16 protein-coding genes and 4 tRNA genes are annotated in these 25,346 nt (G+C 63.6%); all 20 read right to left on the minus strand.

Annotated features, from left to right (window positions below; all coding sequences use genetic code 11):
- Positions 1 to 47: 47 nt before the first annotated feature.
- Positions 48 to 1,037 (minus strand): helix-turn-helix transcriptional regulator, encoded by a 990-nt coding sequence (locus AC56LU_RS06990; protein ID WP_497174871.1) that lies wholly within the window; start codon positions 1,035 to 1,037, stop codon positions 48 to 50.
- A 74-nt stretch (positions 1,038 to 1,111) separates the two neighbouring features.
- Positions 1,112 to 3,877: an ATP-binding protein gene (locus AC56LU_RS06995; protein ID WP_497174872.1), complete on the minus strand. Its 2,766-nt coding sequence runs from the start codon at positions 3,875 to 3,877 to the stop codon at positions 1,112 to 1,114.
- Positions 3,878 to 3,984: 107 nt separating this feature from the next.
- Positions 3,985 to 5,604: a hybrid sensor histidine kinase/response regulator gene (locus AC56LU_RS07000; RefSeq protein WP_497174873.1), complete on the minus strand. Its 1,620-nt coding sequence runs from the start codon at positions 5,602 to 5,604 to the stop codon at positions 3,985 to 3,987.
- Positions 5,567 to 6,370: an alpha/beta fold hydrolase gene (locus AC56LU_RS07005; protein ID WP_497174874.1), complete on the minus strand. Its 804-nt coding sequence runs from the start codon at positions 6,368 to 6,370 to the stop codon at positions 5,567 to 5,569. The genes AC56LU_RS07000 and AC56LU_RS07005 overlap by 38 nt, the downstream gene beginning before the upstream one ends.
- A 152-nt stretch (positions 6,371 to 6,522) precedes the next feature.
- Entirely contained in the window at positions 6,523 to 10,770 is a 4,248-nt protein-coding gene (gene rpoC / locus AC56LU_RS07010; protein WP_497174875.1) for a DNA-directed RNA polymerase subunit beta', read from the minus strand.
- A gap of 225 nt (positions 10,771 to 10,995) precedes the next feature.
- Positions 10,996 to 15,105, minus strand: a complete 4,110-nt coding sequence (gene rpoB / locus AC56LU_RS07015) for a DNA-directed RNA polymerase subunit beta (RefSeq protein WP_497174876.1) — start codon at positions 15,103 to 15,105, stop codon at positions 10,996 to 10,998.
- A 323-nt stretch (positions 15,106 to 15,428) separates the two neighbouring features.
- Positions 15,429 to 15,803 carry a 50S ribosomal protein L7/L12 gene (rplL, locus tag AC56LU_RS07020; protein WP_497174877.1) on the minus strand — a complete coding sequence of 125 codons (375 nt, stop codon included), beginning with the start codon at positions 15,801 to 15,803 and terminating at the stop codon, positions 15,429 to 15,431.
- A gap of 63 nt (positions 15,804 to 15,866) precedes the next feature.
- Positions 15,867 to 16,397 (minus strand): 50S ribosomal protein L10, encoded by a 531-nt coding sequence (gene rplJ / locus AC56LU_RS07025; protein ID WP_497174878.1) that lies wholly within the window; start codon positions 16,395 to 16,397, stop codon positions 15,867 to 15,869.
- Positions 16,398 to 16,667: 270 nt separating this feature from the next.
- Complete coding sequence (gene rplA, locus AC56LU_RS07030; protein ID WP_497174879.1) at positions 16,668 to 17,363, minus strand: 50S ribosomal protein L1; 696 nt, start codon at positions 17,361 to 17,363, stop codon at positions 16,668 to 16,670.
- Positions 17,363 to 17,794 carry a 50S ribosomal protein L11 gene (gene rplK / locus AC56LU_RS07035; protein ID WP_027868021.1) on the minus strand — a complete coding sequence of 144 codons (432 nt, stop codon included), beginning with the start codon at positions 17,792 to 17,794 and terminating at the stop codon, positions 17,363 to 17,365. Before rplK ends, rplA begins: the two co-directional genes overlap by 1 nt.
- Before the next feature lie 107 nt (positions 17,795 to 17,901).
- Positions 17,902 to 18,525, minus strand: coding sequence for a transcription termination/antitermination protein NusG (nusG, locus tag AC56LU_RS07040; protein WP_497174880.1), 624 nt, complete (start codon positions 18,523 to 18,525; stop codon positions 17,902 to 17,904).
- Positions 18,525 to 18,914, minus strand: coding sequence for a preprotein translocase subunit SecE (secE, locus tag AC56LU_RS07045; RefSeq protein WP_497174881.1), 390 nt, complete (start codon positions 18,912 to 18,914; stop codon positions 18,525 to 18,527). Before secE ends, nusG begins: the two co-directional genes overlap by 1 nt.
- 36 nt (positions 18,915 to 18,950) lie before the next feature.
- Positions 18,951 to 19,026: transfer RNA gene (locus AC56LU_RS07050), tRNA-Trp, on the minus strand.
- 100 nt (positions 19,027 to 19,126) lie between these two features.
- Entirely contained in the window at positions 19,127 to 20,317 is a 1,191-nt protein-coding gene (gene tuf / locus AC56LU_RS07055; RefSeq protein ID WP_497174818.1) for an elongation factor Tu, read from the minus strand.
- 85 nt (positions 20,318 to 20,402) lie between these two features.
- A tRNA-Thr gene (locus AC56LU_RS07060) sits at positions 20,403 to 20,477 on the minus strand.
- A 35-nt stretch (positions 20,478 to 20,512) separates the two neighbouring features.
- Positions 20,513 to 20,586, minus strand: a tRNA-Gly gene (locus AC56LU_RS07065).
- A gap of 41 nt (positions 20,587 to 20,627) precedes the next feature.
- A tRNA-Tyr gene (locus tag AC56LU_RS07070) sits at positions 20,628 to 20,712 on the minus strand.
- A 161-nt stretch (positions 20,713 to 20,873) separates the two neighbouring features.
- Positions 20,874 to 22,424 carry an HDOD domain-containing protein gene (locus tag AC56LU_RS07075; RefSeq protein WP_497174882.1) on the minus strand — a complete coding sequence of 517 codons (1,551 nt, stop codon included), beginning with the start codon at positions 22,422 to 22,424 and terminating at the stop codon, positions 20,874 to 20,876.
- Positions 22,425 to 22,457: 33 nt separating this feature from the next.
- Positions 22,458 to 24,116: a response regulator gene (locus AC56LU_RS07080; protein WP_497174883.1), complete on the minus strand. Its 1,659-nt coding sequence runs from the start codon at positions 24,114 to 24,116 to the stop codon at positions 22,458 to 22,460.
- A 161-nt stretch (positions 24,117 to 24,277) separates the two neighbouring features.
- Positions 24,278 to 25,270, minus strand: coding sequence for a J domain-containing protein (locus tag AC56LU_RS07085; RefSeq protein WP_497174884.1), 993 nt, complete (start codon positions 25,268 to 25,270; stop codon positions 24,278 to 24,280).
- Between the last annotated feature and the right edge of the window lie 76 nt (positions 25,271 to 25,346).

The raw sequence follows: 25,346 nt of genomic DNA on the forward strand, positions 1-25,346 counted from the left end.
TCCCCCTTGGTGGGGGATGTTCAGGAGAACACGCGCGCGAACGCAGCTTACATGCGCGAGATGGCGGGACGCAGGATGGCCAGCAGGCCGGCTTCGGACGTACAGCCGAACTTCTCGTAGACCGCCTTCACGCAGTCGCGCAGCACGGCGTCGCTGACGTCCATGCGGCTCCGGGCAGCGTCGCGGCCGCCGCCCAGGCCCATCCAGAACGCCACTTCCATCTGCTGCGGCGACAGCTCGACGCTGCCGAGCGCGCGCCAGATCCGCAGCGGCATGGGGACCACGAATTTCAAAAAGATGCCGACGGTGCGGCTGTGGATGGCATCGTAGGAACCGGCGCTCATCCACTGCGCACGCGCTTCCAGCACGCCGCCGGCCAGCTCCAGCGTGCCCGCCGGCAGGCGCCAGGGATAGCGCTCGCCGTACACCACCGATTCCACCAGGCGCAGGCAGAACGGCGGCAGCGTGCGGCGGTCGAACACCTGCTGCTCCTGCGAAGCCAGCTGGCCGAGCAGCGCGCCGGCCGAATCGCTCAGGAACAGGATGTCGCCACCGGTCGTGGCCAGCAGCATGGCCTCGTCCTCGATCACGCCACTCAGGCCGTTGCCGGCCGTGACCGCGTTGCGCATCGCGTGGTCGAAATAATTGGCGACGCGCCCCAGGTCTTCCTCGTCATCAAGGTCGAAGGGCGGGCCCTCGTCGCGCAGCAGGGTCAGGGTGCCGAACGGGTTCGATGCCGGGCCGAGGCGCACTTCGAGCACGTGGGCCGCACGCGCCCGCGCTTCACTCGGGGCCACACCGAAGTCGACCGAATCGCCATAGAAGTAGCCGTTCGGCGGCGGCAGCACGCCCAGCACGTTGGCTTCCTGCACGTCTTCCGGCGCGCGCGCGGCGAGCAGGAACAGCTGGGACGCGCTGTTGGGAATCAGCTCGCGCACCAGCTCCAGTGCATCGGGAATGAGGGTCATCAGGTGCAGGCCGCCGGAACACAGGATTCGCAGGCGCGCCCACTGGCGGCTGTTCTTTTTACGGGACACGGCTTGGTACGGATGATGTCGGGGATTTAACAATAGTGCTGACTAATAGAAATAAAGTCAAGACAACGAGAATTTCAGCTGACGCCGGCAATATCCGCTTCTTTTGGCCTGTTCGCCGCCGGCTGGCACTGCGGCAGCCTGGCCAGGATATCGGCCAGGGCACGGAATTCCACCGGTTTCACCAGATGGTGGTCGAAACCGGCCTGCTTCGACAGGTCGCGGTCGCGCGCCTGGCCGTAGCCGGTGAGCGCGATGAAGCTGGCGTCCGGGTGCTCGCGGCGCAGGCGGCGCGCGAGTTCGTAGCCGGTCATGTCGGGCAGGCCGATGTCGAGGATGAAGGCGTGGGTGTGAAGGATCTCGCTGGAGGCGAGCGTGCGCATGGCGCCGTCGAACACGTGGACGGTGTGACCCTGCTCGCGCAGCAGCACCGCCAGCGACTGAGCCGCGTCGACGTTGTCGTCGACGATGGTGAGCGTGCATGGCGCCACCGGACGCGTATTCGCTTTTGGAAGCAGCGCCGCAGGGGCCGTGCGTCCTTCGGTTTCGGAAGCCTCGGTTGCCAGCGGCAGCAGCACCGACACCGACGCCCCCAGATTCGGTCCGTCGCTGTGCGCCTCGACCTGGCCGCCGTGCATCTGGACGATGGTCTTCACCAGCGCCAGGCCGATGCCGAGGCCGCCCTGCGAGCGGTCCGGCGTGCGCTCTGCCTGGGTGAACAGGTCGAACACGTGCGGCAGCAGCTTGGCGTCCATGCCGGCGCCGTTGTCGATGACGCTCAAGCGCGCCTGTTCGGGGCCGGCCTCGAGCCGCAGGGTGATCCGCCCGCCGGCCGGCGTGTACTTGGCCGCGTTGTTCAGCAGGTTGACCAGCACCTGCACCAGGCGCGTGCGGTCGCCGACGACCTCTACCTTCCGCAACGGCGCTTCCACGCTCAAGAGGTGGTTCTTGGCCTCGATGTGCGGGCGCGCCTGCTCCACGGCGGCGCGCAGCACGGCGTTCAGCTCGAGCGTTTCGGTGTCGAGTTTTACCAGGCCGCGGGTGACGCGCGAGACGTCCAGCAGGTCGTCCACCAGTTCGGTCATGTGGCGCACCTGGCGCGAGATGATGCTGCTGGCCTTGAGCCGCAGGTTCTCGTCCACCGTGGGCATGCGCAGCAGCTGGGCCGCATTGGTGATGGGGGCCAGCGGATTGCGCAGCTCGTGCGCCAGCATGGCCAGGAACTCGTCCTTCATCTTGCTATGGCGCTCGGCCTCGGCGCGGGCGGCGCGCTCGCTGGCCAGGATGCCGTCGCGCTCCTTCGCCGCACGTTGCGCCAGGTCGTAGAGGCGTGCATTGTCGATCGCCACCGCGGCCTGCGCCACGAAGCCGGAGATGAGCTGCTCGGTGCGCTCGTCGAACATCTTCGGCTGCGAATGACCGAAGAACAGGCCGCCCAGCACCTCGCCCGAGCGCGAGCTGACCGCGGCGGCGAGATAGCTGCGCACCGGCAGGTGCCCCTTCGGCATGCCGTGGTGCGGGCCCATGCGGCCGTAGCGCGGATCCTTGGTGATGTCGTCGCTGCGGATCGGCGCGCCGCCGTTGAAGGTGGGCGCGAAGATCGCGGTCGGACGCGGATGGCCGAAGTTCTCGAAGGCTTCGCGCGGGGCGCCGGAGAGCGTGTACAGCAGGTAGGCGTCGCCGTTGGCGTCCTGGCCGTTGTAGAAGAAGGCGCCGAATTCGGCGCCGGTCAGCGCGGTGGCGGCGTCGGTGAGCGACTGCAGCAGGGTGTCGATGTCGAGCGTGGACGCGAGCACGCTGCCGGCGCGGTTGAGCAGTTCGAGCATGCGCGTCTCTTCGCGCAGCGCTTCCTCGGCGCGGATGCGGCGCAGCGCTTCCCAGGTGCGGCGCGCCAGGTCTTCGGCCAGGGTGCGCTCATCAACGGTCCAGCGGTAGGGATGGTCCTTGTACAGGAAGCCGGCGCCATGCAGGCGGTCGCCGTCCTTGAGCGGGATGACCACCACCGAATGAATGCCGAGCATCAGGCAGGGCTTGGCCACCGCCGCGCATTCGGGGTCGGTCGAGACGTCGTCGATGCAGATCGTGATGCCGGCACGCAGCGCATCGAGCTGCGCCGGCGACAGCATGTCGACCGGCAGCGTACCCTGCGCACCGCCGGTCTCGACACCGTCCTTCCACTCTTCTTTCACAGTAAAGGTGCGCTTCTGCTCATCCAGCTCGACGTAGGCGACGTTGGAGCCGGTGAAGTACTCGCTGGTGAGGTGGATGGTCGCCTTCAGCATCGGGCCGAATTCGGTCTCGCGGCGCAGCGTGTCGGCCAGCTTGAGCTGGTAGGCCTGGCGCCGCTCGCCCAGCACGGCCTTCGTAGTTTCGACGCAGGTGGCCAGCAGGCCCTCGGCACGGCCGGTGTCGCCGTACACGGGGCTGTACGAATGGCTGAAGTAGCAGGTTTCGGGGTAGCCGTTGCGGTGCAGCGTGATCTGGAATTCGTCGTCGCCCAGCGGCGTGCCCTGGTACACCTGCTCCCACAGGGGCGCGAGCGTGGGCCAGGCTTCGGGCCAGGTGACGCGGGTGTCGTTGCCCAACGCGCCCTCGAGCTTGGTGCCGAGAATGGGAATGTAGGCGTCGTTGAAGAACTGGACGTATGAGTCGCCCCAGGCGAGATAGGCCGGCATGCGCAGGTCGAGCACGGTGCGCACGACCTGTTTCAGGCTGTGCGGCCAGTCCGCCACCGGGCCGACGGCCGTGGTCTCCCAGGGAAAGGCGCGCATGCGGCGCTCCATCTCCGACATGGTGGTGGAGGCGCTCGGGGCGTCCAGGGTCGCGTCAAAGGGCCAAGGCATGGTGCTCGCGGGGCAGGAAATATGGATAAACAGCTAACTCAGCTGCGAATCATAGCAGTCATTACGCGGGATGCGTGTTCGGATGCGTGACGTGCGCAACAGACCGGTCATCCGCGCTTCAATGCCAGCAGGGAGCGCAACTGCGCGACATCGATCGGTTTGGTCAGGTGGTGGTCGAAGCCGGCGTCGAACGCCAGCTGGCGGTCCTTTTCCTGGCCCCAGCCGGTGGTGGCGACCAGGGTCATGCGCGCCCCCGCCTCGGTCGCACGCAGGCGCCGCGCCAGTTCGTAGCCGGTCATGTCGGGCAAGCCGATATCCAGCAGCGCGACCTGCGGCCTGGAAGCGGCAGCCATGTCCAGCGCGGCGCTGGCGCTGTGCGCCGCCTGCACCTGGCAGCCGACGTGCTCCAGCGCCATCGCCAGCATCTGCGCGGCATCTTCGTTATCGTCGACCACCAGGATGCGCAGGCCGCTCGGGATCGCCTCGTCCGACGGCCCGGCCGGCCGGCAAACCGTTCCCTCCGCCAGCGGCAGGCGCAGCGAGAACCGGCTACCCATGCCCGGACCCGCGCTGTCGGCGGCCACCGTGCCGCCATGGAGTGCGACGATGCCGCGCACCAGGGCCAGGCCGATGCCCAGGCCGCCCTTGGCACGCACCAAAGCCGGCTCCAGCTGGGAGAACATGTCGAACACGCTCCCCAAGGCATCCGCCGGGATGCCGATGCCGTTGTCGCACACCCGGATCTCGGCATGGCCGCCCTCGCACAGCAGCGCGAGCTCGACCTCGCCGCCATCCGGCGTGTACTTGGCGGCGTTGGTCAAGAGGTTGAGCACGACCTGCAGCAGCCGCGTAGCGTCGCCGTTGACGATGACGGGCGCCGGCGCCACCGCCAGGTGCAGCGTATGGCGCGCCGCGGCCATGAGCGCCGCGACATCCTGGGCGGCGCTGTGCACCAGCGCGCTGAGCTCCACCGGCTCGCGGCGCAGCTGCATGCGTCCCTGCGTGATGCGCGACACTTCCATCAAGTCGTCCACCAGCCGGGTCAGGTGGCGCAGCTGCCGGTCGAATGCCGACAGGAGCCGCTCGTCCGCCAGGCCCTGGAACTTCATCGTCAGGATGTCGAGCGCGCTGCGCATCGGCGCCAGCGGATTGCGCAGTTCGTGCGACAGCGTCGCCAGGAACTCGTCCTTGCGGCGGTCCGCCGCGGACAGCTGGTGATTCAGCGCCTGCAGCTGCGCCTCGGCTCCGTGGCGCGCTTCCAATGCCGCCTCCGCAGCCTTGCGTGCGGCCAGCAGCTCGCGCTCGTACTGGCGCCGGTCGGACGCCTTGAACAGCGCCCAGTGGTCATGGGTGCCGGCGCCGTCCTGCAGGCGCAGGATGTTGACCAGCATCGGCAGGCGCTCGCCCTGCCGGTTGCGCAGGTCGATCTGGACTTCGGCCACCGAGCCCTGGACCTGCAGGATCGGCAGGCAATGGGTGTGATAGAACAGGCGGGCGCCGACCGGCAGCAGCTCGAGCATGCGCAGCTTGCCCACCAGCTCGCCCGCTTCAAAGCCGAGCCAGCGCAAGGCGGTGGCATTGGCTTTCAGGATCAGGCCATTCGTGTCGGTGAGTACCAGCGCACAGGCGGCGCTCTCGAACAGCAGCTCGCTCGACGGGAGCGCGATATTCTCGCACCCCGCCCCGGCCTCAGCGCAGGGTAGCGGCGAGGAAGGCGTCGATGGCACGTGAACTCTCGGTGGGCGCGCTCATGTGCGGGCAGTGGCCGACGTTCTCGATCACATGGAGGGTGCTCTTCGGTAGATGACGGTGGAGATAATCGCCCACGCTGCGCGGCGCGATCAGGTCATCGCTGCATTGCAGGATGAGTGCCGGCACCGTCGACAGCGGCACGTCGGCGCGGTGATCGGACAGGAAGGTCACGCGCGCGAAGTGCTTCGCGATCTCCGGGTTGTTGCGGCAGAAACTGTTCGTCAGCTCCTCGCCCAACTCGGGCTTGTTCGGTGCGCCCATGATGACCGGCGCCATGCTGCTGGACCAGCCGAGGTAGTTGGCCTCGAGCGTCTCGAGGAGTTCGTCGATGTCGTCGCGGTTGAAGCCGCCGAGGTAGTCGCCGTCGTTGATGTAGCACGGCGATGGCCCGACCATGACCTGGGCCACGAAGCGCTCCGGCGCCTTGATGCTGGCGAGCAGGCCGATCATGGTGCTGACGGAATGGCCGACGAACACGACCGGGCCGGTAGCGCACTCGTCGAGGATCTCGAGCAGGTCGTCGGCGTAGCCGTGCAGCGTGCCGTATTTGCTGCGGTCGTAGGCGCTGAGGTCGGAACCGCCGCTGCCGACCAAGTCGAAGGTGATCGTGCGGAAGCGTTCGCTGAAGGCGGGCGCCATGAATCGCCACATGGTCTGGTCGCAGCCGAAGCCGTGGGCGAAGACCATGGTCGCAGCGCCGCTGCCGGCGATCTGGACGTTATTTCGGGTGATGACGGACATGGGCTTTACCGAGAAGGGGAAACGATGACAGGACAAGCAAAGGCGATTGTACTGGGAAAGGGATGAGTGCGGTCACACGCGAGATGATCATTCGACCATAAAAAAACGGCACCCCGCAGGGTACCGTCTTCATTTTCCGCTAGCTACAGCGATTACTCGCCATCCCCATGATGCTGCTCCGCCGGAGCTGCAGCATTCTGCTGGTCTTCCATCGCCTGCAGTTCGGCAGCCATGTTGGCCTTCTCCTGCTGCAGCAGTGCCTGGCGCTCTTCCGCCTCCCACACTTCCTTCTCTTTACGAGCGCGGTGGAATGCCAGGCCGGTACCGCCTGGGATCAGGCGGCCGACGATGACGTTTTCCTTCAGGCCGCGCAGACCGTCGCGCTTGCCCATGATCGCCGCTTCGGTCAGCACGCGGGTTGTTTCCTGGAACGATGCGGCCGAGATGAACGAATCGGTCGACAGCGATGCCTTGGTAATACCCAGCAGTACGTTCTCGTAGGTTGCCGGCAGCTTGCCGGCGGCGTTCATGCGGTCGTTCTCTTCCAGCAGTTCCGAACGCTCCACCTGCTCGCCGACGATGTAGTCGGTGTCGCCGGCTTCGACGATCTGTACGCGGCGCAGCATCTGGCGAACGATCACCTCGATGTGCTTGTCGTTGATCTTCACGCCCTGCAGACGGTACACGTCCTGCACTTCGTCGACGATGTAACGTGCCAGCGCTTCGATACCCAGCAGGCGCAGGATGTCCTGCGGATCGGCCGGACCATCGACGATCATCTCGCCCTTGTTCACGACTTGACCATCATGGACCAGAACCTGCTTGTCCTTGGTGATCAGGAACTCGTGCTTGTTGCCGTCCATGTCGGTGATTTCCAGGCGCTGCTTGCCCTTGGTCTCTTTACCGAACGCGACGGTACCGGTGACTTCCGCCAGCATGCCGGCGTCTTTCGGCGAACGTGCTTCGAACAGTTCGGCAACGCGCGGCAGACCACCGGTAATGTCACGGGTCTTCTGCGATTCGGTCGGGATACGTGCCAGCACTTCACCCACCGTTGCCTGCTGGCCGTCCTTGACCATGATCAGCGCGCCGACCTGGAAGCCGATCGTCACGGCGTGCTCGGTGCCGGCGATCTTCACTTCCTGGCCTTCTTCGTTCAGCAGCTTGACCTGCGGACGCAGGACCTTGCCCGAACCGCGGCGCTTCGGATCGATTGCCACCAGGGTCGACAGGCCGGTCACTTCGTCCACCTGGCGAGCGACGGTGACGCCCTCTTCCACGTTTTCGAACTTGATGGTACCTGCGTACTCGGTGATGATCGGACGGGTCAGCGGATCCCAGGTCGCCAGGGCGATACCGGCCTTCACGACCTGGCCATCCTTGACGATCAGGGTCGCGCCGTACGGCACCTTGTGACGCTCGCGCTCACGGCCGTGGTCATCGGTGATCAGGACTTCGCCCGAACGCGAGATGACGATCTGCGAACCCTTGCCGTTGGTGACGTAACGCATGGTCGCGGTGAAGCGGACCGTGCCGTTTGACTTGGCTTCGACCGACGATGCCACCGCTGCACGCGATGCCGCACCACCGATGTGGAAGGTACGCATGGTCAGCTGGGTACCCGGCTCACCGATCGACTGTGCCGCCACGACGCCGACTGCTTCGCCGCTGTTTACCAGCATGCCGCGGCCGAGGTCACGGCCGTAGCACATCGCGCACAGGCCGAAGCGGGTGTCGCAGTTCAGCGGGGTGCGGACCTTCACTTCGTCGATGCCGAGGCGTTCGATCTCTTCGACCATGTCTTCGTCCAGCAGGGTGCCGGCTTCGAACACGGTTTCCTGGGTTTCCGGATTGACGACATCGTTGCCGGTCACGCGGCCGAGGATACGGTCGCGCAGGGCTTCGATGACTTCACCACCTTCGACCATCGCCTTCATGTGCGTGCCGTTGTTGGTGCCGCAATCGTCCTCGGTCACCACCAGATCCTGGGTCACGTCGACCAGGCGGCGGGTCAGGTAACCCGAGTTCGCGGTCTTCAGCGCGGTGTCGGCCAGACCCTTACGGGCGCCGTGCGTCGAGATGAAGTACTGCAGAACGTTCAGGCCTTCGCGGAAGTTCGCGGTAATCGGCGTTTCGATAATCGAACCGTCCGGCTTGGCCATCAGGCCTCGCATACCGGCCAGCTGGCGGATCTGGGCTGCCGAACCGCGGGCGCCCGAGTCGGCCATCATGTAAATGGCGTTGAACGATTCCTGGGTGCCTTCGGTGCCGTCACGCTTGGTGACCGGCTCCACTTTCAACTGGTCCATCATCGCCTTGCCGACTTCATCGGAGGTCTTGCCCCAGATGTCGACGACCTTGTTGTAACGCTCGCCGGCGGTGACCAGACCCGAGCTGTACTGCTGCTCGATCTGCTTCACTTCCGCTTCGGCGGTCGCGATCATGCCCTTCTTGACGTCCGGGATCTTCATGTCGTCGACGGCGATCGAGATACCGGCGCGGGTCGCCAGGCGGAAGCCCGACTGCATCAGCTTGTCGGCAAACACGACGGTGGCACGCAGGCCGCACTTGCGGAACGACGTGTTGATCAGCTTCGAGATTTCCTTCTTCTTCAGCGAGCGGTTCAGCACGCTGAACGGCAGGCCTTTCGGCAGGATCTCGGACAGGATGGCGCGGCCGACGGTGGTCTCGTAGCGCGTGACGGTACGATCGAAGCCGCCTTCGGCGTTCTTCGGGAATTCGACGATACGCACGGTGATGCGGGTCGCCAGTTCGACTTCCTTGTTGTCGTACGCGCGGATCACTTCCGACACGTCCGGGAACAGCATGCCCTCGCCCTTGGCGTTGATCGCCTCGCGCGATGCGTAGTACAGACCCAGCACGATATCCTGCGACGGCACGATCGACGGTTCGCCGTTCGACGGGAACAGGATGTTGTTCGACGCCAGCATCAGGGTACGCGCTTCCATCTGCGCTTCGATCGACAGCGGCACGTGGACTGCCATCTGGTCACCGTCGAAGTCGGCGTTGAACGCCGCGCAGACCAGCGGGTGCAGCTGGATGGCTTTACCTTCGATCAGGACCGGCTCGAACGCCTGGATACCGAGACGGTGCAGGGTTGGTGCACGGTTCAGCATGACCGGGTGTTCCTTGATGACTTCTTCAAGGATGTCCCAGACCACCGGTTCCTGGATTTCGACCAGCTTCTTGGCGGCCTTGATGGTGGTCGCGAGACCCATCAGTTCGAGCTTGTTGAAGATGAAGGGCTTGAACAGTTCCAGGGCCATCAGCTTCGGCAGGCCGCACTGGTGCAGTTTCAGCTGCGGACCGACCACGATGACCGAACGGCCCGAGTAGTCGACGCGCTTGCCCAGCAGGTTCTGACGGAAACGGCCGCCCTTACCCTTGATCATTTCAGCCAGCGACTTCAGCGGACGCTTGTTGGCGCCGGTCATCGCTTTGCCGCGACGGCCGTTGTCCAGCAGCGAGTCCACTGCTTCCTGCAGCATGCGCTTCTCGTTACGCGTAATGATTTCCGGCGCGCGCAGTTCCATCAGGCGCTTCAGGCGGTTATTACGGTTGATGACGCGGCGGTACAGGTCGTTCAGGTCGGAGGTCGCGAAACGGCCGCCGTCCAGCGGGACGAGCGGACGCAGCTCCGGCGGCAGGACCGGGAGCACTTCCATGATCATCCAGTCAGGCTTGATGCCCGAACGCTGGAACGCCTCGAGCACTTTCAGGCGCTTGGCGTATTTCTTGATCTTGGCTTCGGATTTCGATTCTTTCAGCTCGACGCGCAGGGCTTCGGCATCGCGGTGGATGTCGATCGAGCGCAGCAGTTCACGGATGCCTTCGGCGCCCATGAATGCGGTGAAGTCGTCGCCGTATTCTTCGTACTTGGCGGCGTAGTCGTCTTCCGACATGATCTGCGACTTCTTCAGCGGGGTCATGCCGGGATCGGTCACGACGTATGCTTCGAAGTACAGCACGCGTTCGATATCGCGCAGGGTCATGTCCAGGACCATGCCCAGGCGCGACGGCAGCGACTTCAGGAACCAGATGTGGGCGGTCGGCGAGGCCAGCTCGATGTGGCCCATGCGCTCACGGCGCACCTTGGCCAGCGTGACTTCGACGCCGCACTTCTCGCAGATGACGCCGCGGTGCTTCAGGCGCTTGTACTTGCCGCACAGGCATTCGTAGTCCTTGATCGGGCCAAAGATCTTGGCGCAGAACAGGCCGTCGCGCTCAGGCTTGAAGGTGCGGTAGTTGATGGTTTCCGGCTTCTTGACTTCGCCGTAGGACCACGAACGGATTTTCTCGGGCGACGCCAGGCCAATCTTGATGGCGTCGAAGGTTTCGTTCGTTTGAACTTGCTTGAATAGATCGAGCAGTGCTTTCATGTATCACTCCAGGTGATTGAATTCTTTACTGAGTACTACTGCCGCCGCTTCTCACCGATTTTCGCCGGTGCTTGCTGAGCTGCTGCCCTTGAAAGCGTCATCCCCGCACAGGCGGGGATCCAAGTTTGCCAGCTTTTCCGCTGGGCTTGCGCCACGGCCTGCGCCGGGGCGACGTGTCAAGGACAGCAGGCCCAGCCCGAAGGCTGGCGGCCATGCTGGCCCTGCTTAGTTGCGCTCGAGATCGATGTCGATACCCAGCGAACGGATTTCCTTCACCAGCACGTTGAACGATTCCGGCATGCCGGCATCGATCACGTGATCGCCCTTGACCAGGTTCTCGTACACCTTGGTACGGCCATTCACGTCGTCCGACTTCACAGTCAGCATTTCCTGCAGCACGTAGGACGCGCCGTAGGCTTCCAGTGCCCACACTTCCATCTCACCGAAGCGCTGGCCACCGAACTGGGCTTTACCGCCCAGCGGCTGCTGCGTCACCAGCGAGTACGGGCCGGTCGAACGCGCGTGCATCTTGTCGTCCACCAGGTGGTGCAGCTTCAGCATGTGCATGAAGCCGACGGTGACCTTGCGCTCGAATGCTTCGCCGGTACGGCCGTCGAACATCGTGACCTGGTTCTTCGACGGGGTCATGCCGAGGTTGGCGGCGATGTCGTCCGGGAAGGCCAGGTCGAGCATGCGGCGGATTTCGGTTTCGTGCGCACCGTCGAACACCGGGGTCGCGAACGGCACGCCGTTCTTGAGGTTGTTCGCCAGGGTCAGGATCTCTTCATCGCTGAAGCTGTCGAGGTCTTCCTTGCGGCCGGTCTCGTTGTAGATCTTGCCCAGGAAGCCGCGCACTTCTTCTGCCTTCGCCGAGGCGCGCAGCATGTCACCGATACGCAGGCCCAGGCCCTTCGCCGCCCAACCGAGGTGGGTTTCGAGGATCTGACCGACGTTCATACGCGACGGAACGCCCAGCGGGTTCAGCACGACGTCGGCAGGCGTACCATCCGCCATGAACGGCATGTCTTCCACCGGCACGATACGCGAGACCACACCCTTGTTACCGTGGCGGCCCGCCATCTTGTCGCCCGACTGCAGGCGGCGCTTGACGGCCAGGTAGACCTTGACCATCTTCTGCACGCCAGGCTGCAGCTCGTCGCCTTGCGTCAGCTTCTTGCGCTTCTCTTCGAAGGCCAGGTCGAACTGGTGGCGCTTCTCGTTGATCGATTCCTTGATCGCTTCCAGGGCGTTCGCGGTGTCGTCGTCGCTTGGGCGGATGTCGAACCAGTGGAACTTGTCCAGGTCCGCCAGGTATTCGGCGGTGATCGCCGCGCCCTTGGCCAGCTTCTTCGGACCGCCGTTGACCACTTTACCGATCAGCATGCGCTCCAGACGCTGGAAGGCGTCGCCTTCCACGATACGCATCTGGTCGTTCAGGTCCAGGCGGTAGCGCTTGAGCTCATCGTCGATGATCTGCTGGGCGCGCTTGTCGCGCTGGATGCCTTCGCGGGTGAACACCTGCACGTCGATGACGGTGCCGACCATGCCCGAAGGCACGCGCAGCGAGGTATCTTTAACATCCGACGCCTTTTCACCGAAAATTGCGCGCAGCAGCTTCTCTTCCGGGGTCAGCTGGGTCTCGCCCTTCGGGGTGACCTTACCGACCAGCACGTCGCCAGCCTGCACTTCGGCGCCGATGTACACGATGCCCGATTCATCCAGGCGCGCCAGCTGGTTCTCGGCCAGGTTCGAGATGTCGCGGGTGATTTCTTCCGCGCCCAGCTTGGTGTCACGTGCGACGACGCTCAGCTCTTCGATGTGGATCGAGGTGTAGCGGTCGTCCTTGACCACGTTTTCCGAGATCAGGATCGAGTCTTCGAAGTTCAGGCCGTTCCACGGCATGAACGCCACCAGCATGTTCTGGCCCAGGGCCAGCTCGCCCAGGTCGGTCGAGGCGCCGTCGGCGATGACGTCGCCGCGGGCCACGCGATCGCCCACTTGCACGATCGGACGCTGGTTGATGTTGGTGTTCTGGTTCGAACGGGTGTACTTGATCAGGTTGTAGATGTCCACACCGACTTCGCCGGCTTGCGCCTCGTCGTCGTTGACGCGGATGACCACACGGCCCGCATCGATGTAGTCCACCACACCGCCACGCAGCGCCTGCACGGTGGTGCCCGAGTCGACTGCCACGGTGCGCTCGATGCCGGTACCGACAAAGGCTTTTTCCGGACGCAGGCAAGGCACGGCCTGGCGCTGCATGTTGGCGCCCATCAGTGCACGGTTCGCGTCATCGTGCTCGAGGAACGGAATCAGCGAAGCTGCAACCGACACGATCTGGCCTGGAGCCACGTCCATGTACTGGATGCGCTCTGGCGAGACCAGGATGGTTTCGCCGGCTTCACGTGCCGACACCAGTTCGTCGACCAGCTGGCCTTCTTCATTGATCGCGGCGTTCGCCTGCGCGATGATGTAGCGGCCTTCTTCGATCGCCGACAGGTATTCGATCTTGTCGGTGACCTTGGAGCCGTCGACCTTGCGGTACGGGGTTTCCAGGAAGCCGTATTCGTTCAGGCGGGCGTACAGTGCCAGCGAGTTGATCAGGCCGATGTTCGGGCCTTCAGGCGTTTCGATCGGGCACACGCGGCCGTAGTGGGTCGGGTGCACGTCGCGCACCTCGAAGCCTGCACGTTCGCGGGTCAGGCCGCCCGGGCCAAGTGCCGAGACGCGGCGCTTGTGGGTGACTTCCGACAGCGGGTTGGTCTGGTCCATGAACTGCGACAGCTGCGACGAACCGAAGAATTCGCGGATCGCGGCCGAGATCGGCTTGCTGTTGATCAGGTCGTGCGGCATCAGGTTGTCCGCTTCGGCCTGGCCGAGGCGTTCCTTGACGGCGCGTTCCACGCGCACCAGGCCGGCACGGAACTGGTTTTCGGCCAGTTCGCCGACGCAACGCACGCGGCGGTTACCCAGGTGATCGATATCGTCGACTTCGCCGCGGCCATTGCGCAGCTCGACCAGGATCTTGATCACGGCCAGGATGTCTTCGTTCGACAGGGTCATGTCGCCCACGAGTTCGTCACGGCCGATACGGCGGTTGAACTTCATGCGGCCGACAGCCGACAGGTCGTAGCGTTCCGGCATGTAGAACAGGCCGTTGAACAGCGCTTCGACCGATTCTTCGGTTGGCGGTTCGCCAGGACGCATCATGCGGTAGATCGCCACGCGTGCGGCGGTCTGGTCGGCGGTGTCGTCGGTGCGCAGGGTCTGCGAGATGTAGCCGCCCTGGTCCAGGTCGTTGGTGTACAGCGTCTGGATGTCGGTCACGCTGGCGTCGCGCAGCTTGCCCAGCAGCTCTTCGGTCAGCTCGTCGTTGGCGACGGCGATGATCTCGCCGGTGTCCTGGTCGACGATGTTCTTGGCCAGCACGCGGCCCAGCAGGTAGTCTTCAGGCACCGAGATGCTCTTGATGCCGGCAGCTTCGATGTCACGGACGTGCTTGGCGTTGATACGCTTGTCCTTGGTGACGATGGTCTTGCCCGACTTCGGATCGACGATGTCGAAGCGCGCAACTTCGCCGCGCAGGCGTTCGGACACGAACTCCAGCTCGCCGCCTTCACTGCGGAGGGTGAAATTGTCGAAGACGAAGAAGTTCGCCAGGATCTGCTCCGGCGTCATGCCGATGGCCTTCAGCAGGATCGTGACCGGCATCTTGCGGCGGCGGTCGACGCGGAAGAACAGGATGTCCTTCGGGTCGAACTCGAAGTCCAGCCACGAGCCGCGGTAAGGAATGATACGGGCCGAGAACAGCAGCTTGCCCGACGAGTGGGTCTTGCCGCGGTCGTGTTCGAAGAACACGCCAGGCGAGCGGTGCAGCTGCGAGACGATGACGCGCTCGGTACCGTTGATGACGAACGAACCGTTCGTGGTCATCAGCGGCAGTTCGCCCATGTACACTTCCTGCTCTTTCATTTCCTTCACGACCGGCTTGGTCGGCGATTCCTTGTCCAGGATCACCAGACGCACCTTGGCGCGCAGCGGCGACGCGAAGGTCAGGCCGCGCTGCTGGCACTCTTTCACGTCAAACGCAGGGTCGCCCAGCACATAGGACAGGAACTCGAGGCGCGCAAAACCATTGTGCGAAACGATAGGGAAGATGGAGCTGAAGGCCGACTGCAGGCCCTCGTTCTTGCGCACGGAGGGAACGGCGTCCGCTTGCAGGAAATTCTCGTAGGATTCGAGCTGGGTAGCCAGAAGATAGGGAACGTTGTGAACGTTGGCGCGCTTCGCGAACGACTTGCGAATGCGCTTCTTCTCAGTAAATGAGTAGTGCATGGACACTCCGTGAGTGACAGAAAGGATGAGAATTCAGGAATTGCCAGTGGTGGAGTCACCACACGCAAGGCCTGAAGCCTCTGCTTTCCCGCCAGATGATTAAGACAGCCGTACTGCTGTGTTACGATATTTCTGAAGCCGGTGCTGCTGGGTGTTGCCTGAACCTGCTTTTTTACTACCGGTGATACGGAACACCCGGATGTCGTTTGCGTTTGCCGCAGGGACGACAAAAGAGCCAAAGCAGCTTCCCCTTCCTTTCGGAAAGTTCCGCAAGCTTTGACTCCCGCGCTGGGCACCCATCAAGAGTGCCCAATGCATATGTATTACTTCAGCTCGGCCTTGGCGCCAGCTTCTTCCAGCTTCTTCTTGGCGGCTTCAGCGTCTGCTTTCGGCAGGGCTTCTTTCACGGTCTTCGGTGCGCCGTCGACGACGTCTTTGGCTTCCTTCAGACCCAGGCCGGTGATTTCGCGGACTGCCTTGATGACGCCGACCTTGTTGGCGCCGACTTCGGTCAGGACCACGTTGAACTCGGTCTGCTCTTCGACAGCAGCAGCAGCAGCGCCGCCGCCAGCTGCCGGTGCTGCCATTGCAGCTGCCGACACGCCGAACTTCTCTTCGAATGCCTTGACCAGTTCGTTCAGGTCCATGACGGACATTTCGCTCACTGCGTTCAGGATATCGTCTTTGCTAATTGCCATTTGAAACTCCAAATATGTTGTGTGTGTAGTTCAGGTTGGTACTTGAGAAAAAAGGCGCGGCTATTAAGCTGCGGCGGTTTCTTCGGCTGCTGGAGCAGCTTCCGAACCTTCGCCTTTTTTCGCTGCCAGGGCAGCCAGACCACGTGCAAAGCCCGAAACCGGTGCCAGCATGACGCCCAACAGCTGCGAGATGAGGACTTCACGGGACGGGATGCTTGCCAACGCGGTAACGCCAGCTACATCGAGCTGCTTACCTGCGTAGTTACCGGCTTTCACGACCAGCTTGTCGTTGGTTTTAGCGAAGTCATTGATGACTTTTGCTGCAGCAACGGCGTCGTCCGAGATCGAATAGATCAGCGGACCGGTCATGGAATCAGCCAGCGAGGCAAACTGCGTGCCTTCGACAGAGCGACGAGCCAGCGTGTTCTTCAGAACACGCAGGTACACGCCCTGGGCACGTGCGGTTGCACGGAGCTTGGTCAAGTGAGCAACCTGGATGCCACGGTACTCAGCCACGACGATCGTTTGCGCGGTTGCTACTTTCGCGCTCACTTCTTCGACGACGACCTTTTTGTCATTCAGATTAAGACCCACGGTCAATCTCCTTAAATGATGCAAGCAACAGCGCCTGCATCGGTTCGAACACGGCGTCCGAAGTTAAGAAGCCAATCTGACGCGGATGCACTCACGCAGCGTGGACTACAAAACTTGTTCGGGTACACCATCTGCGTTGGGTGGTCTATTAACCTCCAGCCTGCCTGCTGCCTTTGGCCCAACGGTCTTTGACTGCCTGGCGAGACGTTGCCGCCTCACCAGCCCAAAGATGCGCTTCGCCATTTCTGGCGAAGACTGAATTCAATACTATTAAGCAGCGATCGAAGCGTGATCGACACGGACGCCAGCGCCCATGGTCGACGACAGGGCGACCTTGCGCAGGTACACACCCTTCGAGCTTGCCGGCTTGGCCTTGTTCAGGGCTTCCAGCAGTGCCGACAGGTTGGTCTTCAGCTGCTCGTCCGAGAACGACTTGCGGCCGATCGTCGCGTGGACGATACCTGCCTTGTCGGTACGGTACTGGACCTGACCGGCTTTGGCGTTCTTGACGGCGGTTGCGACGTCCGGGGTCACGGTGCCGACCTTCGGGTTCGGCATCAGGCCGCGTGGGCCCAGGATCTGGCCCAGGGTACCGACGATACGCATGGTGTCTGGCGAAGCGATGACGATGTCGAACGGCATGTTGCCGGCCTTGACCATCTCGGCCAGATCTTCCATACCGACGATGTCGGCGCCGGCTGCCTTGGCAGCTTCAGCCTTGTCGCCCGAAGCGAAGACAGCGACGCGCACGGTCTTGCCGGTGCCTGCTGGCAGAACGACCGAACCGCGGACAACCTGGTCCGACTTCTTCGGGTCCACGCCGAGCTGGATCGACACGTCGATCGACTCGTTGAACTTGGCGGTTGCGAATTCCTTGATGATCGACACTGCGTTGTCGAACGCGTAGACCTTGTTACGGTCCACTTTTTCTTTCATTGCCTTGACGCGCTTGGACAGCTTAGCCATTACACACCCTCCACCGTGATGCCCATCGAACGTGCCGAACCGGCGATGATACGCACTGCGGCGTCCATGTCGGCTGCGGTCAGGTCCGGCTGCTTGGTTTTTGCGATTTCTTCAGCCTGGGCACGGCTCAGCGTGCCAACCTTGTCGGTATGTGGCTTCGGCGAACCCTTGGTGATGCCAGCGGCTTTCTTGATCAGGTAGGTTGCCGGTGGGGTCTTCATCACGAAGGTGAAGGACTTGTCGGCGAACGCGGTGATCACGACTGGAATCGGCATGCCCGGCTCGAAACCCTGGGTCTGGGCGTTGAACGCCTTGCAGAATTCCATGATGTTCAGGCCGCGCTGACCCAGTGCTGGGCCGATCGGTGGGGATGGGTTTGCTTTACCGGCTGCGACTTGCAGCTTGATAAAGCCAATAATCTTCTTTGCCATGGAGTGCTCCTAGATTGGCTTTGAGTAGTAGCGCCCCACCACTACTACTCTGGCGGGGCTCCTCTTACCGGATTCCGCCTTACTGCGCGACGCTCCGATTACAGCGTTTAAACCTTTTCTACCTGCCCGAACTCCAGCTCCACCGGAGTCGCGCGGCCGAAGATGGTGACAGACACCCGCACCTTCGATTTTTCGTAGTTCACTTCCTCGACGTTGCCGTTGAAGTCGGTGAACGGGCCTTCCTTGATGCGAACCTGCTCGCCCACTTCGTACAGCACTTTCGGACGCGGCTTTTCGACGCCTTCCTGGACTTGCTGCATGATCTTGTCGATCTCGCGCGCCGGGATCGGCGTCGGCTTGTTCGACTTGCCGCCGATGAAGCCGGTGACTTTCGAGGTGTTCTTGACCAAGTGCCAGGTCTCGTCGGTCATTTCCATCTCAACCAGGACATAGCCCGGGAAGAAACGACGCTCGGAAACTGCCTTGGTGCCGTTGCGCATCTCGACCACTTCTTCGGTCGGGACCAGGATCTGGCCGAACTGCTGCTGCATGCCGGCGCGCTCGATGCGCTCCATCAGGGCGCGCATCACGCTCTTTTCCATACCGGAGTAGACGTGGACGACGTACCAGCGCTTGTTGTTCACCGGGGTGCTCACAGGAGCGCTCTCTGGCGTACCAGCGTCTTGCGCCGGGTCACTGCCCGGCGCATTGTCTTGCACGTTTTCGCTCATCAGTTTTTCCATCCCAGGATCAGGTCGTACAACAGGAACTCGAGAACCTTATCCGTGCCCCAGAGGAAAATCGCCGTAACGACCACAAAGGCGAACACGATGCCGGTGATCTGGGTAGCTTCCCGACGGGTCGGCCAAACAACTTTCTTGGTTTCGCGCACCGACTCCTTGGCGAAGCTCAGGAAATCACGACCGGTAGTGGAGGTCCACAAAAGCAGGACAGCAAAAACTAAACCAGCCACGAGGGCGCCGGCGGCGACCAAGGCTGGTTTGTTCTGGCCTTTCAGGTAAAAGAACCCGACAACGCCTGCAATCGTGGCAACCACCGCCAGGGCGACCTTGAACTTGTCATTCGAGGTGCTGACAGTTTGCACGGATTGATTGGACATCTTCTTTACTTTCGGTGCCTACGCACCAGAATTCGGTGGCAGGGGCGGAGGGAATCGAACCCGCGACCTTCGGTTTTGGAGACCGACGCTCTGCCAATTGAGCTACACCCCTACGAAAACTTCTCGCTGAATCCAGCATTATACATGGTACGCGTGTACCAGACAATGCTGTTCGAGGGAAGCGTTGTTTCGCTTCCCTCTTACACTACCTATTAGGCAATGATCTTGGCAACCACGCCGGCGCCGACGGTACGGCCACCTTCGCGGATTGCGAAGCGCAGGCCTTCTTCCATCGCGATCGGGTTGATCAGCTTGACGGTGATCGACACGTTGTCGCCTGGCATGACCATTTCTTTGTCCGCTGGCAGCTCGATCGAACCGGTCACGTCAGTCGTACGGAAGTAGAACTGAGGACGGTAGTTATTGAAGAACGGGGTGTGACGGCCGCCTTCGTCTTTCGACAGGACGTAGATCTCACCGGTGAAGTGGTTGTGCGGCTTGATCGAGCCCGGCTTGGCCAGAACCTGGCCACGCTGGACGTCTTCACGCTTGGTACCGCGCAGCAGCAGGCCGACGTTGTCGCCAGCTTGACCCTGGTCCAGCAGCTTGCGGAACATTTCCACGCCGGTGCAGGTGGTCTTCACGGTGTCGATGATACCGACGATTTCGATCTCTTCGCCGACCTTGATGATGCCGCGCTCGACACGACCGGTCACCACGGTACCGCGGCCCGAGATCGAGAACACGTCTTCAACCGGCATCAGGAAGGCGCCGTCGACGGCACGTTCCGGAGTCGGGATGTAGGTGTCCAGGGCTTCAGCCAGCTTCACGATGCACTCTTCGCCCATTTCGCCTGGCTGGCCTTCCAGCGCCATACGTGCCGAACCCTTGATGATTGGCAGGTCGTCGCCTGGGAACTCGTACTTCGAGAGGAGCTCGCGGACTTCCATTTCGACCAGTTCCAGCAGTTCTGCGTCGTCGACCAGGTCGCACTTGTTCAGGAACACGATGATGTACGGAACGCCAACCTGACGCGCCAGCAGGATGTGCTCGCGGGTCTGTGGCATTGGGCCGTCAGCGGCCGAGCACACCAGGATCGCGCCGTCCATCTGCGCGGCACCGGTAATCATGTTCTTGATGTAGTCGGCGTGGCCTGGGCAGTCGACGTGCGCGTAGTGACGGTTCGCGGTTTCGTATTCGACGTGCGCGGTGTTGATGGTGATGCCGCGTGCTTTTTCTTCCGGAGCCGCGTCGATCTGGTCGTATGCCTTGGCTTCGCCGCCGAACTTCTTCGACAGGACGGTTGCGATTGCTGCCGTCAGGGTGGTTTTGCCGTGGTCAACGTGACCGATGGTGCCGACGTTGACGTGCGGCTTGGTCCGTTCGAATTTACCTTTTGCCATTTGAGACTCCTAAGATCTAACGATTTTTTTGAGAATTACCAGGCACGACTGACGGACAAGCGCTACGGACTGCCGTACAAAATTCTGGTGCCCTTGACGTGGATTGAACACGTGGCCTCTCCCTTACCAAGGGAGTGCTCTACCACTGAGCTACAAGGGCTTATTTGTGCAGTGTTGAAACACACCGCGAATCACTGGAGCGGGTGAAGGGAATCGAACCCTCGTCGTAAGCTTGGAAGGCTTCTGCTCTACCATTGAGCTACACCCGCGAGGTACAACTTCTTTCAATTCACTTCACGACTCTTCTTTTTGGTGGTGGGGGCTGGATTCGAACCAGCGTACTCAGAGAGGGCAGATTTACAGTCTGCTGCCTTTAACCACTCGGCCACCCCACCGCGAAGAACCGCAGAGTATGAAGCAAGCTCAACATAGTGTCAACTATGATTCACCGGACTTTGTCCGCTTCGCATAGCAGCGTTGCTTCGGGGCGTGATTGTAACGGGCGGGATGCAAAACCACAAGGGTGATTTTGCGGGAATTGCAGGGGATGGAGAAATTACGGCGCCAGCGCCGCCAGCACCTGCCCCTTGAGGGCCTTGATCAAGGCCGTTTCGTCCGGCGGCACGCCCTCTTCCGCGCTCAAGCCGCGGTCCGCATAGAACAGGCCCAGTTGCACCTTGCCCACCACCAGCGGCAGCACGATGAAGCTGCGCGCATCCGGCAGCAGCCGGCGGTGCCATTCGGGCAGCAGGTCGCGGATCTTCGGGCTGGACGCGTCGGAGATCATCAGGTCGGCGTCGTTCTCCATCGCCAGGTGGAACAGGTCACGGTTCGACGTTACCGGGAAGGCGAAGCCGGCCTGCAGCCTGCCGCTGTCTTCGCCCAGCACGGCGCGCGCCCGGTACTGGCCGCTCTTCGCATCCTTCAGGCACACGGTGGCGAAGCGAAAGCCCAGCGCACCGTACAGGGTCTCGAGCACGGCCAGCACCACGTCGTTGACCTTGCTGCCGGAGGCGCGCATCTGGGTCACGTCCTGCACCCCGGCCAGCAGCAGGTCGCGCGCGTTCTTCGGCTTGCCGCTCGGGTGCGTACCGACCTGCTCTTCTTCGCCCGCGTCCAGCGTGGCCAGCTGCAGGACGTTGGGAAGCCCGCCCTGCAAGCCGGAGCCGCCATCCGGCTCGCTCCTGGGCGAGGGCTGCATGTTCATGCTCTCCATCAGGCCGCGCATGCCTTCCTGCACCGACGACATCAATCCGTCCATGCGGTCCCGATCGAGGTCGAGCGCGTCGCCGTAGCGGGCCAGCAGCGCCGCCGCCTCCGGCGAGCCGGCCGGCTCGTGGGTCCGGGCCAGCAGGCGCGCCACGTCGAGACCGAGTGCGGCGACCTGGCGCATCCACTCGCCGCGGTTGCCGGCCACCCTCAGGCTGGCGTTTGGCAGTGCGGCCTGGGCGCGCACGATCACGTCCGGGATCTTCCATTCGGCCAGCACCGCCTGCGACAGCGCGTCGTAGCTGCAGCCCAGGATCATCTGCGAGGCCTGCCCCACCGTATGCTTGCCGCCCGCGACCAGGGCGCCGATCTCGCGGTAGCGCTCGTGCTCGTGGCTGGCCACCAGCAGCGGGCCCAGGTTCTTGAACAGCGCGCAGATCGCCGCTTCCTCGGCGCCCTGGTAGAAGCTGTGACGCGCCATTTCGCGCCCCACCAGGCTGGCGCACAGGGCCGCTTCCAGTTCCATGCGCACGCTGCCGGCGTGTTCGCTGCTGGCGAGCGCGTCGACCAGCAGCATCGCCAGCGCCGTGGTCTTGACGTTGTCGAAGCCGAGCAGCGAGATCGCGCGCGAGATCGTCGTCACCGGCGTGCCGCCCGCAGTGCGGTACTGGATGGTGTTGGACAGGCGCAGGATGCGCTGGGTGAGCGCGGGGTCGGACACCACGTAGTAGGCCAGGTCGTGGGTGCCGTGGTCGTCGCTCGATGCCATTTCGACCACGCGCGCGATCGAGGCGCCGAGGGCGAACATCTCTTCGTCGCCGCAGACCTTGTGCATCAGCGCGGCGCGCACGCGCCGGGTCGCGCCTTCCGGGGGACTCGAATCAAACATTGCTGCCATTACAAATCATCGCTTCTTTTCATCGCTTCTTTCTCAGGCCGCAGCGGCGGGCCTGGCCGGCTTGACCGGACGCCCCTGCGCGTTGCGCTCGTATTTCTTGAGTACCTGGTGGTGCAGGGCCGACAGCGCGCCCAGCTTCGGGTTGCCCGGGTCGAGCTTGCGCACGTTGCCGATCAGGCTGACGGCCTGCTGGCCGAGCTTGTCGTCCCAGCCGTCGTGCTCGAGGCAGCGCAGGGTCGCCAGCGCGGCATTGAAGGCCACCGCCGGGTTGTTCGGCAGCTTGCCCGCCGCTTCCAGCATCATGCCGACCGCGCCCTGGTAGTCGCCGCTGCGGGCGCGCGCGGCGCCGTCGGCCACCAGGTCGACCACGTGCTGGCGGCTTTCCTGCGCCAGCGTGCGCGCCAGGTCGGGAAAGCCCGCCCCTTCCAGCACGCCCATCGCACGCGCCATGGCGGCGTCGCTCGATGCATTGCGCATCACCTCGCGCACCAGCTCGGCGCCGCCCTCTTCCATGTCGTTCTCGAGGCAGGTGCGCGCCAGCTCCAGTTTCAGCTCGCTGGACAGCGCCGGCACGGCCGGGCAGGCGGCCAGCGCGGCGGCCAGCGATTCGTTCAGGCGCGCTTCGTTGCCGGTGTATTCGTGCAGCAGGGCCGAGGAGATCGCACTGCACAGCGCGGTCGCCGGGCGCCCGCCCATCGAGCGGTCGAGGTCGCGAATCACCGAGGCCGCGGCCACCGGGTCGCCCTTTTTCACCAGCGTGCGCACCAGCTTGACGTGGTCTTCGGGGTCGCGGAATTCGGAGTACTTGGCCTTGGCGACCACCTGCTTGAGCGCCTTGTCGGCGGCATCGAGGTCGCCGGCATCGAAAGCCGTCTCGCCCAGCGTGCGCAGGCGCCGCACCGCATGCGGCGACACCGCCACCGCGTCGCCCAGCACCGCCTGCGCCTTGCCCAGGTCGCCCACCGCCGCATGGGTGCGCGCCAGCCAGTCGTAGGCGTCGACGAAGTTGCGGTTGCTGTCCACCAGCTCTTCCAGCATGCCCTTGGCTTCGTCGAATTGCTTGCGCAGGAACAGGGTGCGCGCCAGGCCCAGGCGCGCCCAGGCGATGGCCTTGAGGTCGATGAGCGTGCGGTAGATCGGTTCGGCCTGGTCCGGCTCGCCGAGGAACACGTGCAGCTCGGCGCGCAGGCGCATGAAGTCGACCGCGTAGCGCGGATGCAGGCGCTCGCCCTCGATGCAGGCTGCGATCGCTTCGCGCTGGTCGCCCGCCTCCATCAGGGTATACACCGGCATGAAGGCGCGGCGGCGGTCGAGGGCGCGCGCGATGCGGTCCAGCAGGCGGTCGGCGGTGAAGGGCTTGAGGATGTAGTCGGTCGGCGCCAGCTCGGCGGCGCTGACCACCTTGCTGTGGTTGCCCTCGGCGGTGACCATGAAGAACATGGTCGACAGCGGCATCAGCTTGTGGTGGCGCGCATCTTCCAGCAGCTGCTGGCCGTCCTGGCCGCCCTCGAGATCGTATTCGCACAGGATCATGTCGAAGCTGCGCAGCCCGAGGTGCTTGACCGCCAGGTTGGACGAACTGGCGTGCTCGATCCGCGTCAGGCCACACATGTTGAGCATGCTGTGGATATTGGCGCGCATGCCCGAGTGGGGCTCGATGATCAGGGCCGTGAGGCCTTCCAGTTCGTTCATGGGTTCTTGGTTAGCCTGCGTTGGGCGTGGCGCAGCCGCTGCATTGGCACTGCATCGGGCCAGTATATTACGGCCGGGAACCAAAATAGTTAAATCGGGTAAAGACCTGGCGCAATCGGAAGTTGTTGCGCGGAAAAAACCACAAATGCTGGGTGGCGGCTTCAGCCGCCGGGCGCGAAAGCAGCGGCTGCCTGGCGCAGCGGGACGCGGCGGCCGTTCAGGCATTCGGTGGTGCTGTTCCCGATCAGGACGTTCTGGTAGCGGACTTCGTACTTACCGGCGCTCAGCTTGTCGATCAGGAAACTCGCGCGCGATTGCACATAGGCGTGGCGCACGTTCGAGCGGCGGTCGAGGTCGTAGAGCTTGACGAAGACCGGCGAGGGATTGGCGCTGTTGTCGATCATGACCTGCATCTCGTTGCCGCTGTTGCCGACCGGGTAGCCCGGCAGGTAGCCGGATTCGGCCGGCCACGGGTCGCCGCTGGGGGCGATCAGGGTTTGCAGGTCGGTGCCGCAGTCGGGGGCGCGCGCCGGCACCACCAGCTGGGTCACGGCGAGCGCCTTGATCTCGGGCGGCGGCGCCGATCCTTCGCCGCCGAAGCGGCGCGCCCAGCCTTCGGTGCTGGCGTCTGTGCCGAGCTCGTCGGGACGATCCGCGGGCACGGCGGGCACGGGATCGGGCTTGCCGGCCCAGGCCAGCGCCGCCGGCAGCTTGCCGCGCGGCGGCTCCAGCAGGTAGACGACGGCAGCGGCGCCAAGCACGAAGCAGCTCGCCAGGCCCAGCCACCAGCGCGGGTCGCGCATCAGGCCCGGACGCCGGCGCACCGGCGTGTCCGGGGCGCGCGGCTCCCAGGCGTCGGGGCGTGGGGCGCGGTTCGCCTGTCCGGCGCTCTCGTCGGCGCCGGTGCTTTCGAGCCACTCGACTTCCCACTCTTCCGAGGCAATCCACTCGTCGTGCTCCTTGCGGCGCACCGGGTCGGACAGGGTGTTGTAGGCGGTGTTGACGATCGCCATGATGCGGGCGGCCTTTTCGTCGCCCGGGTTCTTGTCGGGATGGTATTTCTGGCTGAGAGCCTTGTACGCCGCCCGAATGACTTCCGCCGGCGCGCCGCGCGCGACCTTCAGGTTGTCATAATGGGTATGGATCTTGGCCATGTTCTCGAAAGTGCGCGCCTGTTCCCCGGTGGGGACAAGCCGGGTGGTACAGCTTAGCCGGATTTGTATCCAGAGC

The organism is Telluria sp. PB2R4 (genome assembly GCF_059685695.1).

Coding starts and splice junctions, on each gene's coding strand:
- tuf (WP_497174818.1), bottom strand. CDS start 20,317: ATGGCAAAAGGTAAATTCGAACGGACCAAGCCGCACGTCAACGTCGGC.
- nusG (WP_497174880.1), bottom strand. CDS start 18,525: ATGAGCGAAAACGTGCAAGACAATGCGCCGGGCAGTGACCCGGCGCAA.
- rpoB (WP_497174876.1), bottom strand. CDS start 15,105: ATGCACTACTCATTTACTGAGAAGAAGCGCATTCGCAAGTCGTTCGCG.
- rpoC (WP_497174875.1), bottom strand. CDS start 10,770: ATGAAAGCACTGCTCGATCTATTCAAGCAAGTTCAAACGAACGAAACC.
- secE (WP_497174881.1), bottom strand. CDS start 18,914: ATGTCCAATCAATCCGTGCAAACTGTCAGCACCTCGAATGACAAGTTC.
- rplL (WP_497174877.1), bottom strand. CDS start 15,803: ATGGCAATTAGCAAAGACGATATCCTGAACGCAGTGAGCGAAATGTCC.
- AC56LU_RS06995 (WP_497174872.1), bottom strand. CDS start 3,877: ATGCCTTGGCCCTTTGACGCGACCCTGGACGCCCCGAGCGCCTCCACC.
- AC56LU_RS07005 (WP_497174874.1), bottom strand. CDS start 6,370: ATGTCCGTCATCACCCGAAATAACGTCCAGATCGCCGGCAGCGGCGCT.
- rplA (WP_497174879.1), bottom strand. CDS start 17,363: ATGGCTAAGCTGTCCAAGCGCGTCAAGGCAATGAAAGAAAAAGTGGAC.
- rplK (WP_027868021.1), bottom strand. CDS start 17,794: ATGGCAAAGAAGATTATTGGCTTTATCAAGCTGCAAGTCGCAGCCGGT.
- AC56LU_RS07085 (WP_497174884.1), bottom strand. CDS start 25,270: ATGGCCAAGATCCATACCCATTATGACAACCTGAAGGTCGCGCGCGGC.
- AC56LU_RS07075 (WP_497174882.1), bottom strand. CDS start 22,424: ATGGCAGCAATGTTTGATTCGAGTCCCCCGGAAGGCGCGACCCGGCGC.
- AC56LU_RS07080 (WP_497174883.1), bottom strand. CDS start 24,116: ATGAACGAACTGGAAGGCCTCACGGCCCTGATCATCGAGCCCCACTCG.